Source organism: Seongchinamella sediminis (genome assembly GCF_003457605.1).
Classification (GTDB): domain Bacteria; phylum Pseudomonadota; class Gammaproteobacteria; order Pseudomonadales; family Halieaceae; genus Halioglobus; species Halioglobus sediminis.
Window position 1 is genome coordinate 99,627 of record NZ_QRAN01000002.1, and the last position, 15,086, is coordinate 114,712.

Here is a 15,086-nt window from a genome sequence, read left to right on the forward strand (position 1 = left end):
CTACACTGCCAGCATGCCGGAACCGTACCTCGCAACAAAACCCTGCCCCGTTCGGGCCCTGGCCGCCATGATTGTCCTGCCGCTTCTGCTGCCAACCTCGCCGGCCGCGGCCCAGGACGAGGTGATCAACGACGTTCGCGACCAGCTCAGCAGGAATGTCAGCAACAGCGCCATCGGCGCCGGCTACGCACAGATGCTCAACTTTTTTGTCGAACCCGATATCAGCGCATCGGTGCTGGAGAGCGCCGGCACCGATTACGATGTATTCAAGCTGCCACTGCAGTTTGAGCGGGAACTGGCCGACAGCGACTGGCGCCTGGCCCTGCGCGCCACCCTGAGTCACGCCCGGGCGAGTACCGAGCTGGAGCTCGGCGCTCCCTTTGAATCCGTCGCCACGAAGTGGGAAGCGGACAGCGGGCAGGTCGGCGCCGGGCTGATTATGCCGCTTGCGCCCCACTGGACGGCGCTGGTGGCGGCGGAATTCGGCATCAGCCGGCTGGAAAACACGGCCCGCTACCGGGGCGAACTGGGCCAGGCACTGCTCCCCGCTGTTGCCGACGGGATCATTTTCAACTGGGACACCAACGCCCGGGTAAGCAGCCTGACCGGCGCTGTCGGCTATGCCAGCAGGCTGGCCGACAAGTATGATTTCAGCGCCCGCAGCCGCTACACCTTCAGCCACATTGCCAGTTATTCCGAGTCCCGGGACCTGCCTTCATTCAGCGAGGATGCGGGGACCGTCTCCCTCAAGGCAGACCTGAAGCACCCCTTCGGCCTGGCCCTGGGGGGCATGCCGCTGTTCGGCAAATTGCATGCCGGCGGCACCGCATTCACCGGCGCAAACCGCGATGAACTGGGCTTCAGTCACTTTTACGAGCTGGGTTACTCGGTCGGCATCGACATCTCGCACTACGGCTACCGGGTCAGGGCGCTGAGCCTGGGCTACCAGGTCAACGCGGGCCGCGATGTGGACGGTTATTCAGTGCTGTTCGCCTGGGAGCTGCGTTAGCGCCTGTTCACACTAACTGAGTTGGCCCCAGGCTACAGGCAGGCGTCGTATTCCAGCGCGGTGACCTGGCTGTCGAAGGTATCCAGCTCCTGCTGCTTGAGAATGGTGAATACTTTCTGGAAGTCACTGCCCAGGTAGGCCGGGATATGCCTTGAGCCGGCAAAGCAGTCCAGCGCGTTGGGCCAGTAGCGCGGCAGGCTGGGCGGCACCTGTTCGTAGGCATTCCCCTCCAGCGCTTCCGGCGCCTGCAACTTGTTCTCGATGCCATGGAGCATCCCCGCCAGCATGGCCGCCATGACCAGGTAGGGGTTGGCATCCGCCCCCGCCACCCGGTGTTCGATACGGGTGGCGGCGGGCCTGTCCGTCGGCACCCGCACCGCCACGGTCCGGTTCTCATAGCCCCAGGTCGGTGCCAGCGGCGCGTGGGTGCCGCGGCGGAACCGGCGATAGGAATTGAGGTTGGGGGCGAACAGCAACATGCTCTCGGCCATGGTGTCCAGGCAACCGGCGATCGCCTGGCGCAGCATTTCCGTGCCCTTGTCGGTGCCGTCATCGAAGACATTGTTACCCTCGCTGTCGACCAGGCTGCAGTGCACATGCATGCCATTGCCGGCGATATCGCCAAAGGGTTTGGCCATGAAGGTGGCCACCAGGCCGTGCTTGCGCGCCACCCCGCGGATGACCCGCTGCAACATCATTGCCTGGTCGGCGGCGAGCAGGGCGTCGTTCACGTGGTAGAGATTGATCTCGTACTGGGACGGCGCCGACTCCTTGGTCAGGGTGTCCACCGGCAGGCCCTGGACAGCGCAGGCATCGCGGATATCGTGCATCAGCTCAGCCTCGCCTTCCATCAGGTCGATGCCGTAGGTCTGGCCGGCACCGAGGACGCCACCGATACGGTCCTGCTGGGTATGCACTGGCCGGCCCACCCCGTCCTCCTCCGGGTGCAGCAGGTGGAATTCCATTTCACTGGCCATTACCGGAGTCAGCCCAAGGCGGGCAAAACGCTCCGCCAGCCCCTGCAGCAGGTAGCGCGGGTCGTAACTGCAGGGACTGCCGTCGACGTTGTTCATCGACATCAGCACCTGCCCGGTGGGCCGCTCCAGCCAGGGCGTTGGCACCAGGGTGCGAATGTCCGGTGCGCACCAGCCGTCGCCGTCACCGCCATCAAACACCCACTCCTCGGCGTCGCGCCCCCAGACGTCAAAGGCCAGCGTGCTGATCGGCATCTTCAGCCGGCCGGCCATCACCTTGCGGATTTTATCGCGGGTCACCCACTTGCCGCGCAGCCCGCCGCAGAGGTCCATCAGCATCACTTCAAAAATTTCCAACTGCGGATGCTGGTCCAGAAAGGACTGCAGTTTGTCTTTATTATCGGTCATATAAGGTTTCCGTCCCCGCGGCTAAAACACCACCTTTGGGGTAATTTCCTGGGCAATTCACTGTGCGACACTATTAAACAACGATGCGCAGACCCCGACCATACCTCTTCGGGGTATAGTCAGTGCGCGCCCACAACGCGTTCCAGATGGGAGAGCAACACGATGAATATGCAAGCCAGCACCGGCAACCTGAAACAGCTTGACCAGTCCCACTACCTGCACCCCTTTACCGACTTCAAGGACTACGCAAGCCGGGGCGGCCGGGTGTTCTCCCGCGCCGAGCATATTTACATCTACGACAGCAACGGTCACAAGATGCTGGACGGCATGTCCGGCCTCTGGTGTTGCAACCTCGGTTACAGCCAGCCGGCTATCGTCGAGGCGGTGACCGAGCAAATGCACAAGCTGCCCTACTACAACAGCTTTTTCCAGTGCGCCAATGAACCCGCCATCGAGCTCGCCAAGGCCCTGGTGGACGTGACCGAGGAGCGCTTCAAGCACGTCTTCTTCACCAACTCCGGCTCCGAGGCCAACGACACCAACCTGCGCCTGGTCACCCGCTACTACCAGCTGCAGGGCCGGCCGGAGAAAAAGCACATCATCAGTCGCAGGAACGCCTACCATGGCTCGACCATTGCCGCCGCCTCCCTGGGTGGCATGAAGGGCATGCACGACCAGACCAACGGCCTCGATTACGTTCATCACATCGACCAGCCCCACTGCTACGAGGTCGGTCCGGACGAGGAACCCAATGCATTCGGGCTGCGCGTTGCCCGCCAGCTGGAACAGAAGATCGACGAACTGGGCCAGGACAAGGTCGCGGCCTTTATCGCCGAACCGGTGCAGGGCGCCGGTGGCGTGATCATTCCCCCGGATACCTACTGGCCGGAAATCCAGCGCATTTGCGATGAGCGCGACATCCTGCTGATCGCCGACGAGGTGATTTGTGGCTTTGGTCGCACCGGCAAGTGGTTCGGCTCCGAGACCTACGGCATCAGGCCCGACCTGATGACTTTCGCCAAGGCAGTCACCAATGGCTTCCAGCCGCTGGGCGGCGTCATGGTCAGCGACAAGGTGGCCGATATGCTGCTGTCAAAAGACGGCGAGTTCGCCCACGGGCTGACCTACTCCGGCCACCCCGCCGCCGCTGCAGCGGGCCTGGCCACCCTGAAAATTCTCCGCGAGGAAAACATCATCAGCAATGCGGCCGAGACACTGGCCCCCCACTTCCAGGGCCGCCTGCAGCAGCTGGTGGATCACAAGCTGGTTGGCCAGGTACGCGGCCGCGGCATGTTCGCCGCGGTGGAACTGGTGCGCGACAAGGCTTCCCGGGAAAAGCTGGCCCCGGAGTCAGCCGGCGCCGTGTTCTGCCGCAATACCGCCAACGAGCTAGGCCTGATGGTGCGCCAGACCGGTGACGCCATGATCATGGCGCCGCCGCTGGTCAGCTCCACCGCTGAACTGGACTCGCTGGTCGACATGCTGGTACAGGCACTGGACACCACCGCGGCCCACTACGGCATCTGATCAAACTGTAACCCGGCGCAAAGCCCGGTCCGCTGAACTGACTACCTGCTGGGGGTCACGTCACCGCAACCGGGCTTTTTTATATCTCAAAATACCTGAATGATAATCATTCCTATTGTGCTTACGCTTATGTTTCCCTAGTATGTGCCCCTGTAATGACTCAACAGCCCGGGGCCGACCAGGCCGGTAGAGACTTCTCGCTGCCGCGACTGCCACCACCCGGGCACTACACAGGGGAAACCATGAACAGGAAACTCACCGCACTGCTGGGAAGCGGCCTTGCCTCCCTCGCAGCACTTGCCCACAGCCAGGACGCGGCCACCGCGACCGCAAACGCCACTGCCCTGGAGGAGGTCATGGTCTACAGCACCCTGTCCCGCTTCTCGGCACTCAAGTCCGATACCCCGATCATGGAAACCGCGCGCTCGGTCTCCATCGTCTCCGAGCAGATGATTATCGACCGCGGCGCCCTCTCCCTCGACGACACCTACACCTACAGCGCCGGGGTCACCGGCGAAACCTATGGCTATGCCACCCGCGGCGACTGGGTCAGGGTGCGCGGGCTGGATGTACCCCAGTACCAGGACAGCCTGCAGTCCCTGTTCGGCAACTACAACAACACCCGCCCCCACATCTATACCCTGGAACAGGTCGAAATCCTCAAGGGCCCGGCCTCCGTGCTCTACGGCCAGGGCTCACCCGGTGGTCTGGTGAACATCATCAGCAAGCGTCCCCGGGAGGAGGCGGCCCACGAACTCAGCGCCGAATTCGGCGCCTTTGACCACCAGCAGCTGGCCCTGGACAGCACCGGCAGCGTGACCGACTCGGGCGACTGGCTGTACCGCCTGGTCGGCGTCTACCGGGACGCGGAAACCCAGGTCGACGAGGTGGATGAGAAAATCGCCGTGTTCGCACCGTCGGTCAGCTGGCGCCCGAGCGAGGCAACCGACATCTCCCTGCTGCTCAACTACACCAGCACCGACAGCGACACCGCCGCCCAGTTCCTGCCCATCGCCGGCACCCTGGAGCCGGCACCCAACGGCCGGGAAATCGACAGCAGCACCTACCTCGGCGACCCCGACTTCAACCGCTTCGACGCCCGGACCCTGGCGGTGACCCTGCTGGCCAGCCATGAATTCAACGATATCTGGAGCATGGAGTTCACCTCCCGCTATACCGACGCCGAGGCGGACTACCAGCAGGCCTGGCCGGCATTTATCGGCGGCGACCGCTACGTCTACAACAGCAACGGCTCGCTGTACAAGGACGGCACCGTGCCCCGCTCCTGGTATCGTTCCGACGCCTACTCCGAACAGGCGGCGGTAGACCTGCGCTTGCGCGCCAACTTTGACACCGGTGCCATCAGCCACCAGGTGCTGCTGGGCGGCCAGTACCAGGACGTCACCACCGGCGATGCCGGCTACTACGCTTACGCGCTGGGTTACCAGTATGTTCCCGGCGACCTGCACACCCCGGGCGCCGACCGCTACTGGGTCAACGTCTTCAATCCCCGATACGGCGATATCCCGCCAGCTGAGCTGCTGAACTCACTGTATGCCGACGGCCCGGAAACCGTGGTCAGGGACACCGGTCTCTACCTCAGCGACCACCTCACCCTCGGTAACTGGCACCTGACCCTGGGCGCCCGCTGGGATGAAACCGAGAGCGACACCGAGGGCAATGGGCAGCAAGACGACGAGGTGAGCACCAGTATTGGCCTGCTGTACCAGTTCGACAGCGGACTCGCTCCCTACGCCAGCTATTCTGAGTCCTTTGAGCCGGTTATCGGCGACGACGGCAAGGGCCAGCCGCTCAAGCCCCAGCAGGGTGAGCAGGTGGAAATCGGCCTCAAGTACCAGCCCGACAGTTTTCCGGCGCTGGTGACGCTGGCCTGGTTTGACCTGGAGCAAAGCAACCTGGCGGACCCCCTGGGCACGCCGGGAGAGTTCGAGCAGCAGTCCGGCGTGGCCACCGTGGAGGGACTCGAGCTGGAAGCCCTGGCGCAACTCGGTGATTTCAACCTGCAGCTGGCCTGGAGCAGGCTCGATACCGAATCCGCCAACGGCTGGCGCTTCGCCAGCGTCCCCGAAGACCAGGCCTCGGCCTGGCTGAGCTGGCGGCCACAGGGCTACCTGGACGGCTTCCGGGCCGGGGCCGGGATTCGCTATGTCGGTGCAAGCTGGGGCGGTACGGACACCATCAGGACACCTTCCTATACCCTGGGTGACCTGATGCTGGGCTACGCCCTGGAACACTGGGATTTCGCGCTCAACGTGCGCAATGTCGGTGACAAGGATTATTATGCTACCTGCCTGGCGCGGGGCGACTGTTTCCCCGGCGACCAACGCACTGTCGTCGGTCGCGTCAGCTACCGGTTCTGATAGCTTGAATTTGGAGGCACTGCCGTGACCACAGCCGCGATAGGCGGCCTGCTGCTCTGCTGCGCCGGGGTGACAACCCTGCGCGCCGCCTGGCGCCGGCCACAAATACGCTGGCGCTGGGCCGCGGGGGCCGGCTGGCTGCTGCTGGCGCTGTCCCTGTACAGCGGCGCCCTCGCCTGGGGCTGGGAATTTGGCAGCAGTTACCTGCTGGCGGCGATCTCCCTGGTCGCGGTGGTTGTGCTGCTGGCGAACAGCGAACGGCGACCACCGGGGGTTGAACGCACAGCGGGTGGCATGGAGGGGAGCAGCTCCGCGCTCCACAAGTGGTCTCTGTTCCTGGTGGCCGGCCCGCTGGCCGGTATCGCCAGCTGCCAGCTCACCCTGCTGCTGGTCCTGCTGCTGCCAGGTGGTGAAATCGGCAGCATGGCTGCGGCGGCGGTGCTGTTTCCGGTAGCCTGGGCGCTGCTGGCCTTCTACACCTGCTATCTCGACAAACCTGCCCGGCTGGGCACTGGCCTGCTCCTTGCAGCCCTGATGTCCAGCCTGGCCCTTTACCTGTAGGAACACACATGGCGCTGGCCCCCGAACTCGTACGCCGCTCCCTGGATGCCCACTCGGCCATCGGCCTGGTAGTGGGTGTGCTGATGTACCTGATCTGCCTCACCGGCAGCCTGGCGGCGATGGCGGAACTGTTTGAGCGCTGGGAGCAGCCGGGCATTCCGGAATTCAACCAGGTGTCCGCCGCTGCGGTGGAAAATGCCATGACCGGCTTCCGCGCCAGCGTGGACGCCGACCCGGAATCCCTGTGGGTGATATTCCCCACCGCGGAACTGCCGCGGATGCACGTCAGCAGCGGCGCGGAAGAACGCTTTACCGATGCCGCCGGCAAGCTGCTCGCGCCCCCCGCCGCAGGCTGGACACACATGCTGCGGGAGCTGCATATCAGCCTGCACCTGCCGCACAATATCGGCCTGGTCATCGTCAGCGCCATCGGCGCCATGCTGCTGGCACTGATCGTGTCCGGCCTGCTGGCCCATCCACGCCTGTTCCGGGACGCCTTCAAGCTGCGCCTGGGGGGAACACGGCGACTGGAGCAGGCCGACATCCACAACCGGCTGTCAGTCTGGGGCCTGCCTTTTCACCTCATGATCGGCGTGACCGGCGCGTTTTACGGCCTGGTGGGCTTACTGGCCTGGTCGGCGGCCACCGCGTGGTATGACGGCGATACCAACGCCCTGTTCGACAGCATCTACGGTTCCGACCCGGTACTGGAGGCCCCGCTGCAGCCGCTGGGCATAGACCGGGCGCTGGCTGAGCTGGAACGGCATCACCCCGAGGTCCAGGCGCTGTATATCGTCGGCCACAAGCTGGACACCCCCGGCCAGTTCCTGGAAATCGCGGCCACCGTGCCCGGGCGGCTGGCCTATTCGGAAATCTACCGCTTCGACGCGGCGGGCAGCTACCTGGGCAGCCAGCAGCTGACCACGGGGCCGGCGGGCAGGCAGTTCCTGTACTCCCTGTACCGGATTCACTTCGGCTACTTCGGTGGCCTGGCCACCCGCGTCACCTGGCTGCTGCTGGGCCTGGGGCTGACCGTGGTCGCGGTGAGCGGGATCAACATCTGGCTGGCGCGGCGGGGCCGCGACGATGCCCTGGACCGGGCCTGGGCCGGGGTGGTCTGGGGTGCTCCGCTGGCGCTGGCATTATCCGCCACTGCCGCCATCGTCTTCGCGCTGGCGCCACTGCCGGTATTCGCCGGGGTACTGGCTGCCGCCATCGGCGGCGGCCTGTCGCGCCGGCAAACCCGGCACTACCGCGGCGCCTTGCAGTGGCTGCTGGCTGCCAGCCTGCTGCTGCTCGCCGGCGCCCACACCCTGGCGTATTCACCGGCAGCACAGCGTTTCGATATTACCGCCATCAACCTGGCCCTGGCCGCCGCCGGCCTGTGGTCAGGATGGATGGCCTGGCGACAGCGCCCGCAGGCCCCGTCAACGGCCACGGCGCCGGAAGTTTCCGGCGCCGCGCGAGCCTCACCCGGCTCCCATCTGTGACTGCAGGTAGTTGGGCAGGCCCACTTTCTCGATCAGGCCCAGCTGTTTTTCCAGCCACCAGGTGTGATCAACCTCGGTGTCTTCCAACAGCTTTTCCAGTACCTCGCGGCTGACAAAATCCTGTTCCGCCTCACAGACCTTGATGGCGTCCTTGAGGGCCTTGTCTACCGCCAGCTCCACGTTGAGGTCGTTCTGCAGCATTTCCGGCACGTCCTTGCCCACCTGTATCGGCGGGCGGGTAACCATGTCCGGCGTACCCTCCAGGAACAGCATGCGCTCGATCAGCGCCTTGGCGTGGCCTTTTTCATCCTCAAACTCATGGGAGATGCGCTCGTATAACTTGTTCAGGCCCCAGTCCGCGTACATCTCCGCGTGGATGAAGTACTGGTCCATGGCGCCCAATTCCCAGGCCAGGAGCCCGTTCAACTCGGCAATGACTTTATCGCTACCTTTCATGATGATGTCCTCCGCTTGAACCGGTTCATATCTGCGCCTGGAGGTAGTTCTCCAGGCCGGTGTTCTCGATCAGGTACTGCTGGGCTTCAATCCAGTCGACGTGATCTTCCTCGTAGGCCAGGATATCCTCCAGCACTTCCCGGCTGACAAAATCCCGGGCCTGCTCGCAGCACTCGATCGCTTCCCGCAGCAGGGTGAGCTCCTGTTGTTGCAGGGCCAGGTCACAGTCGAGCATCTCCGCGGTGTGCTCACCGATTCGCACCTTCTCCAGATGCTGCAGGTTGGGCAGCCCCTCCAGGAACAGGATGCGCTCGATTACCGCATCCGCCTGCTTCATATCCTTGATGGATTTGCTGTAGCTCTTGTCGTTGAGCTGCTCGAGACCCCAGTTGCGAAACATTCTCGCGTGCAGGAAATACTGGTTGATGGAGGTTAACTCCAGGGTGAGAACGCGGTTGAGATAGCCTATTACCTTGCCATCGCCTTGCATGATTGAACTCCATAGCAGTTGTTAACAGCCCCTGCGGGCATTTGTGCTGAAGCCTAGTGCCTATTGCGCAGAAAGTCAAAATGTCCTTTTAAATCAATAGCTTGATATTAATAACGCTACCAATTCTCATTGCTGTTCAGGGCCTGTATAACTGGCAGCCAGGGGCAAAAACCGTCATCATTGGCCATCATTCACCAGTGTAAGATCACCACCATGCTAGAACGGCGCGGCCTGCTGGCCACCCTGTGCCTGTCCCTGCTCATTCATTCCCCGCTGGCCAGTAGCCAGGACGAGGGGGCTCCGGTGGCCGTTACCAGCGCCCAGGCCCGCGATATCGTCGAGCTTATCCAGCTCAACGGCAGCGTCAGCGCCCGCAGGAACGCCCAGCTGTCGGTGGCAACCGCCGGCCTGGTGACGCTGCTGGAGCTGGACGAGGGCGACCAGGTGGACAAGGGACAGGTGCTGCTGGAACTGGACGCCGAACTGGCGCGGCAGCAGCTCCGGGCCGCCCGGGCCGCGGAGACCCGGGCCAGCCGTGCCCTCGACGATGCCCGCCGGCGGCTGGCGGAAGCCGAGGAGCTGGCGCCCAGGCAGAGCATCGCCGAAACCGTGGTCAGGGACATCGCGGCGGAGGTAGCAGAGGATGAAGCCGCCCTGGAGCAGGCCCGCGCGGAAGCAGGTTACCGGGCGGGCCTGCTCGACCGGCACCGGCTGCAGGCGCCCTTTGCCGGGGTCATCACCGCCCGCCTGGTCGAACTCGGTGAGTGGGTGGTACCCGGGGACGCCGCCTTCAACCTGGTGTCGATCAGGCAGCTGCGGCTGGATTTCCAGGCCCCGGAGGACTACCAGGGCAAACTGCGGGCCGGCCAGGCCCTGGAATTCAGCCTCGGCGGCGGCCACCCGGGACGCCACGTCGCCACCGTGTCCACCACGGTGCCCGCCAGCGATGCCCAGTCGCGAACCTTCCTGGTCCGCGCCGAGCCACGGCAGCCGGTAGCCGGGATGCTACCCGGGATGTCGGTGCGGGCAGCGGTGCGCCTGCCGACCGGGCGCAGCGGCATCACTGTACCCCGGGATGCCGTGTTGCGTTACGCCGATGGCCGGCAGATTGTCTGGGTGGTGGAACGCGACGGCGGGCGCACAGTGGCCGCAGAGCGCCTGGTGAAAACCGGGCTGGTGTTCGACGGCGAAGTGGAGATCAGGAGCGGTGTCAATGAAGGCGATACCGTGGTGATCGCCGGTAACGAGGCCCTGCGCAATGGCCTCGCTGTCACAGTCACCAGGCGCTAGGCCCTGCCATGTTCAGCAAGATTATCCACAACGGTACCCTGGTAACGGTCTGCGTGCTGATCGTCTCGGTGCTCGGCATCCTGGCGGCCAACCGTATCCCGGTGCAGATGATCCCCGACCTGGACGTGCGCACCATCAGCGTGCGCACGGTGTGGCCCGGAGCCACGCCCCAGGACGTGGAGAAGGAAATCCTCATCGAGCAGGAGGACTACCTGCGCAACCTGCCCAACCTGAGCCGGCTGACCGCCACGGCGGAAACCGGTTCGGCATCGATCGAGCTGGAGTTCCCCCTCGGCACCGACATGACCGACATGATGATCCGGGTCAACAACTCCCTCAGCCAGGTGCCCTCCTACCCGGAGAACGTCGACGAGCCGCAGGTCTACGCCAGTTCCTTCTCCAGCAACGCCTTCATGTTCTTCAACGTGACGCCGCTGCCGGGCAATCCCCGCCAGCTGGACATGGACCTGATCCTCGACTTCCTGCAGGACAACGTGCGCCCGCGCATGGCCGGCGTGCCCGGGGTATCGGAAATCAGCATCTGGGGCGGGACCGAGCGGCAGATCCAGATCCTGGTCGATCCGGCGCGCCTCGCCCTGCGGGAACTGAGCCTGCCGGACGTGCGCAGCGCCATTCGCGCCCGCAACCGCGATCGCTCCGGCGGCGACCTGGGGGCGGGCAAGCGCCAGTACCTGCTGCGCACCATCGGCCGCTTCGATGACCTGGAACAACTGGAGGACCTGATTCTTGCCCGGCGCGGCGACAACATCATCCGCCTGCGGGACGTTGCCAGCGTGCGCATGGACCACTTCGAGAAGCGTTCAACCGCCCGCTTCAACGGTGCCGACGGCATCATGATGGCGGTGCGCCGGGAATCGGGCTCCAACGTTATCGAAATCAAGGAGCAGATGCTTGGGGAGGTGGCCGCGCTGCAAACGCAGGTGCTGGCGCCCGCCGGCCTGCAGATGCGACTGATGGCCGATGACGTGGTCTACGTTCGCGACTCCATTCGCACCGTCTGGCAAAACCTGATTCTCGGCGCCCTGCTGGCCACCGCGATCATGTACCTGTTCCTGCGCTCCGGACGGGCCACGGCAGTGGGGGTGATCGGCATACCGCTGTGTATCATTGTCGCCTTCCTGGGCCTGCTGCTGGCCGGGCGCACGATTAACGTTATCTCCCTCGCCGGCATCGCTTTCGCCCTGGGCATGACCCTGGACAACAGTATCGTGGTGCTGGAGAGCATCGAGCTGGAGCGCCGCCAGGGTGCCGGGCGCTTTGAGGCCGCGCTGAATGGCGTACGCAAGGTGTGGCCAGCGGTGTTCGCCTCCACCATGACCACGGTGCTGGTATTCCTGCCGGTGGCTTTTATCGAGCAGGAAGCCGGCCAGCTTTACTCGGACGTGGCCATTGCCATCTCTGCCGCCATCCTCGCCTCGATGCTGGTGGCGGTTACCGTCTTGCCGACGGCTTCGGCGCGCCTGGAATTCGTCAACGACGCCAAGCGCAGGGAACAGGGCGAAACCCGCGGCGAAAAACTGCGGGCGCGCACCCTGCGCTGGGTCGACGCCTGCCTGCAAAGCGCGCGCAGCCGCTGGGCCACCGTGCTGGTGGCCGCCGCGGTCAGCGCCGCCATCATCCTGGTCCTGACCCCACCGGCGGAGTACCTGCCCGAGGGGGAGGAACCCAAGGTGTTTGCCAGCATGAGCGCGCCACCGGGCTACAACCTGGCCACCATGGAAGCGATCGCCGCCGAGATCGAGAACTACCTGCTGCCGGCAGTAGAAGCCGACCCCGCCCTGTACCATCGCGGCGAGGCGGAGGTACCGGCCATGAAGTACCTGAACATGGGCGCCAGTGCCACCCGGGTGCGGGTGATCTCCGAGCCGGTGGACACCCGCGACATCGAAGTACTCATGGACGTGATCACCGCCAGGTACCGCGAGTACCCCGGCATGCGGGCCTTCGCTGCGCGCGGATCCATCATCACCAGCAACGATGGCGGCACCCGCTCGATCAACCTGGAAATATCCGGGCCCGACCTCTACACCATCTACCGGGTGGCCCAGCTGGCGGACGCCCGTGCCCGGACAGTGTTCGATAACCCCCGCATCCAGAGCCAGCCGGGGGCACTGAGCCTGGCCCAGCCACTGCTGCAGATTCATCCCCGCTGGGACCGCGCCGCGGAACTGGGCCTGGATATCGACAACCTGGGCTATACCGTGTCAGCCATCACCGATGGCACCTACGTCGACGAGTTTTTCATGGGCGACGACAAGATCGACATGTACCTGTACAGCGACGCCGGACTGGACGCGGACATCGATGCCCTGGGCCAGATACCGCTGTACACCGCCCAGGGGGAGATCATTCCCCTGGCCGCGGTTGCCGACTTTGAGGAGACGGTCGATACCAGCTCCATCCGCCGGGTTGGCGGACGACGCACGGTGACCCTGAACATTATCCCGCCGCGCTCGGTGGCGCTGGAGAGCGGCGTGGAGCAGGTACAGCAGGAGGTCGTTTCCTACCTGCGGGACCGGGGCGACATTCCGGCGCAAGTGGACATCGTGATTTCCGGGGCGGCGGACCAGCTGGAGGCGACCCGCGAGGCCCTGGTCGGCAATTACCTGGTGGCCCTGTTTATCGTCTACCTGCTGATGGTGGCCATCTTCAATCACTGGGGCTATCCCCTGCTGATTCTCACCTCCATCCCCCTGGGCGTGGCCGGGGGCCTGGTTGGCCTGGCCCTGCTCAACGGCATTGGCGGCCTGTTGCCGGCGGTCGGCCTGGCGGCGATATCGCAGCCCTTTGACATGATCTCGATGCTCGGCTTCCTGATTCTCATGGGCACGGTGGTCAACAATCCCATCCTGGTGGTGCACCGGGCGGTGGAAAATTTCAATGCCGGCGCGGTGCCGCTGGAGGCGGTCCGGGAGGCGGTGAAGACACGGCTGCGGCCCATTGCCATGTCGACCATCACCACACTGTGTGGCCTGGCGCCCCTGGTGCTGATTCCCGGCGCCGGCACCGAGCTCTACCGCGGGGTCGGGGCTATCGTCATGTTCGGCATCATGGGCGCCATGCTGGTCACCCTGACCATGCTGCCGGCGCTCACGGTCATAGTGCTGGAGTACCAGTCCCGGCAGGCTGAGGCGCAGCCGGACTAGCCGGGCTCAGTCCTCGCGCTGGCGCTCCTGGTGCGCATCCGCGGCCATGCGGGCGACCGTTTCAATCGCCTCGTCCATGGTGTAGTGGCCCTTGTCCTTGTGCTGGTCAAACAGGTTGATGTAGGCGTCCGAACGCCGGCCCAGCACCATCAGGCGCAGGTAGAGACTGTCCTCCAGCGCTGGCTTGCGGATCGCATCGAGCACAAATACCGCCATGCTCAGCGGACTCATTACCAGGTCGCGCAGGGCGTCAGCGCCGAGCTTCAACTGGAACACCACCAGGTGTTTCAGTGCCGGGCCGAAGGTCACCCTGGCGCTGGAGTCTTCAGGCGTATCAAAGAACATGGGGATTTTCCTCCATATTGTATTCCCGGCACAGTGCCAACCACTGGCTGAGGGCGCCGGCGTGAAATTTTTCCCGGTGCATGATCAGGCGCAACTGGCGGCTGAAATCGCGCTGCGGCACCCTCAGCGGCACCAGTGAACCGCGGGCAAAGGCCTCGCGCAGGCTGATGCGGGACAGGCAGCCTACCCCCAGTCCCGCCTCGACCGCGCGCTTGATCGCCTCGGTGTGCTGCAGTTCCATGGTCACATCCAGCTGGCTCAGTAGGCCATGCATGGCCCGGTCGAAGGTCTGGCGGGTACCTGAGCCGGGCTCGCGTACGATCCAGGGCAACTGCACCAGCTGCCCGTCACTGACCGCCCGGCGCCGGGCCAGCGGGTGCCCGGGGGCGGCGAAGACCTGCAACTCGTCCGGGCGCCAGAACACGGTTTCCAGCTGCGGGTGATTGAGCTCGCCCTCGATCATGCCCACATCCAGTTCGAACGCCGCGACCTGGCGGGCGATGGTTTCGGTGTTGGCAACCTGCAGGGACACGTCGGCCCCGGGGAAGCGCTGGCGGAAGGCGGCGATCATCGGCACCGCCAGGTAGTTACCAATGGTCAGGGTCGCCCCGAGGCGCAGTGAGCCCACACCCGGGCCACCGTCCAGCGCGGCCTCGAAGGCCTCGGCCTCGGCCAGCAGCCGTTCGGCCTGGGGCCGCAACTGCCGGCCCAGCTCACTGAGCTGCAGGCGCTTGCCCAGGCGGTCGAACAGGCGCACCTCAAACTGGCTCTCCAGTTCCTTCAGGGCACCGCTGGCGGCGGATTGCGACATGGCCAGCTGTGCCGCGGCCCGGCTGACGTTTTCAAAACGCGCCGTGGCGAGAAAGACCTGGAGCTGGCGAAGACTGAATCTCATATCTACTTTTCCGATATATATTATTGAATATATCTGTTTTACGGATATCAGGACAAGCGCTATCTTGGCGCCAGATTGCAGCGGCCCCGGGCC

12 protein-coding genes are annotated in these 15,086 nt (G+C 64.6%); 7 read left to right on the forward strand and 5 right to left on the reverse strand.

All coding sequences use genetic code 11. From position 1 onward, the window contains the following. Positions 1–13: 13 nt before the first annotated feature. On the forward strand, positions 14–1,009 hold the full coding sequence (locus DWB85_RS02025) for a hypothetical protein (RefSeq protein WP_133300545.1): 996 nt from the start codon (positions 14–16) through the stop codon (positions 1,007–1,009). Between the two features lie 32 nt (positions 1,010–1,041). Here the strand turns inward: DWB85_RS02025 and DWB85_RS02030 are convergent, their stop codons facing one another. Continuing rightward, the gene (locus tag DWB85_RS02030) at positions 1,042–2,391 is read right to left on the reverse strand and encodes a glutamine synthetase family protein (RefSeq protein WP_117952532.1); all 1,350 of its coding nucleotides are present in this window, start codon (positions 2,389–2,391) and stop codon (positions 1,042–1,044) included. A gap of 162 nt (positions 2,392–2,553) precedes the next feature. Here DWB85_RS02030 and DWB85_RS02035 point away from each other — a divergent pair, with 162 nt between their 5' ends. The 4 genes from DWB85_RS02035 (at position 2,554) to DWB85_RS02050 (ending at position 8,350) form a co-directional block, all read left to right on the forward strand. Then, positions 2,554–3,918, forward strand: coding sequence for an aminotransferase (locus DWB85_RS02035; RefSeq protein WP_117952533.1), 1,365 nt, complete (start codon positions 2,554–2,556; stop codon positions 3,916–3,918). A gap of 242 nt (positions 3,919–4,160) precedes the next feature. Further along, entirely contained in the window at positions 4,161–6,299 is a 2,139-nt protein-coding gene (locus DWB85_RS02040; protein WP_162845975.1) for a TonB-dependent siderophore receptor, read from the forward strand. 24 nt (positions 6,300–6,323) lie between these two features. Further along, entirely contained in the window at positions 6,324–6,860 is a 537-nt protein-coding gene (locus DWB85_RS02045) for a hypothetical protein (RefSeq protein WP_117952535.1), read from the forward strand. 8 nt (positions 6,861–6,868) lie between these two features. Beyond that, complete coding sequence (locus DWB85_RS02050) at positions 6,869–8,350, forward strand: PepSY-associated TM helix domain-containing protein (protein ID WP_117952536.1); 1,482 nt, start codon at positions 6,869–6,871, stop codon at positions 8,348–8,350. Here the strand turns inward: DWB85_RS02050 and bfr (DWB85_RS02055) are convergent. Beyond that, the gene (gene bfr, locus DWB85_RS02055) at positions 8,330–8,806 is read right to left on the reverse strand and encodes a bacterioferritin (protein ID WP_117952537.1); all 477 of its coding nucleotides are present in this window, start codon (positions 8,804–8,806) and stop codon (positions 8,330–8,332) included. The two genes, DWB85_RS02050 and bfr (DWB85_RS02055), sit on opposite strands and share 21 nt — an antisense overlap. Positions 8,807–8,831: 25 nt before the next feature. Next, entirely contained in the window at positions 8,832–9,296 is a 465-nt protein-coding gene (bfr, locus tag DWB85_RS02060; RefSeq protein WP_117952538.1) for a bacterioferritin, read from the reverse strand. Positions 9,297–9,509: 213 nt separating this feature from the next. Between bfr (DWB85_RS02060) and DWB85_RS02065 the strand changes: the two genes are divergently transcribed. Together DWB85_RS02065 and DWB85_RS02070 are read left to right on the forward strand one after the other, a co-directional pair. Beyond that, positions 9,510–10,586 (forward strand): efflux RND transporter periplasmic adaptor subunit, encoded by a 1,077-nt coding sequence (locus DWB85_RS02065; protein ID WP_133300546.1) that lies wholly within the window; start codon positions 9,510–9,512, stop codon positions 10,584–10,586. 8 nt (positions 10,587–10,594) lie between these two features. Then, entirely contained in the window at positions 10,595–13,753 is a 3,159-nt protein-coding gene (locus DWB85_RS02070) for an efflux RND transporter permease subunit (RefSeq protein WP_117952540.1), read from the forward strand. Positions 13,754–13,759: 6 nt separating this feature from the next. Here the strand turns inward: DWB85_RS02070 and DWB85_RS02075 are convergent, their stop codons facing one another. Together DWB85_RS02075 and DWB85_RS02080 are read right to left on the reverse strand one after the other, a co-directional pair. Beyond that, positions 13,760–14,098 (reverse strand): hypothetical protein, encoded by a 339-nt coding sequence (locus tag DWB85_RS02075; protein WP_117952541.1) that lies wholly within the window; start codon positions 14,096–14,098, stop codon positions 13,760–13,762. Beyond that, the gene (locus tag DWB85_RS02080; protein ID WP_117952542.1) at positions 14,088–14,993 is read right to left on the reverse strand and encodes a LysR substrate-binding domain-containing protein; all 906 of its coding nucleotides are present in this window, start codon (positions 14,991–14,993) and stop codon (positions 14,088–14,090) included. Before DWB85_RS02080 ends, DWB85_RS02075 begins: the two co-directional genes overlap by 11 nt. Between the last annotated feature and the right edge of the window lie 93 nt (positions 14,994–15,086).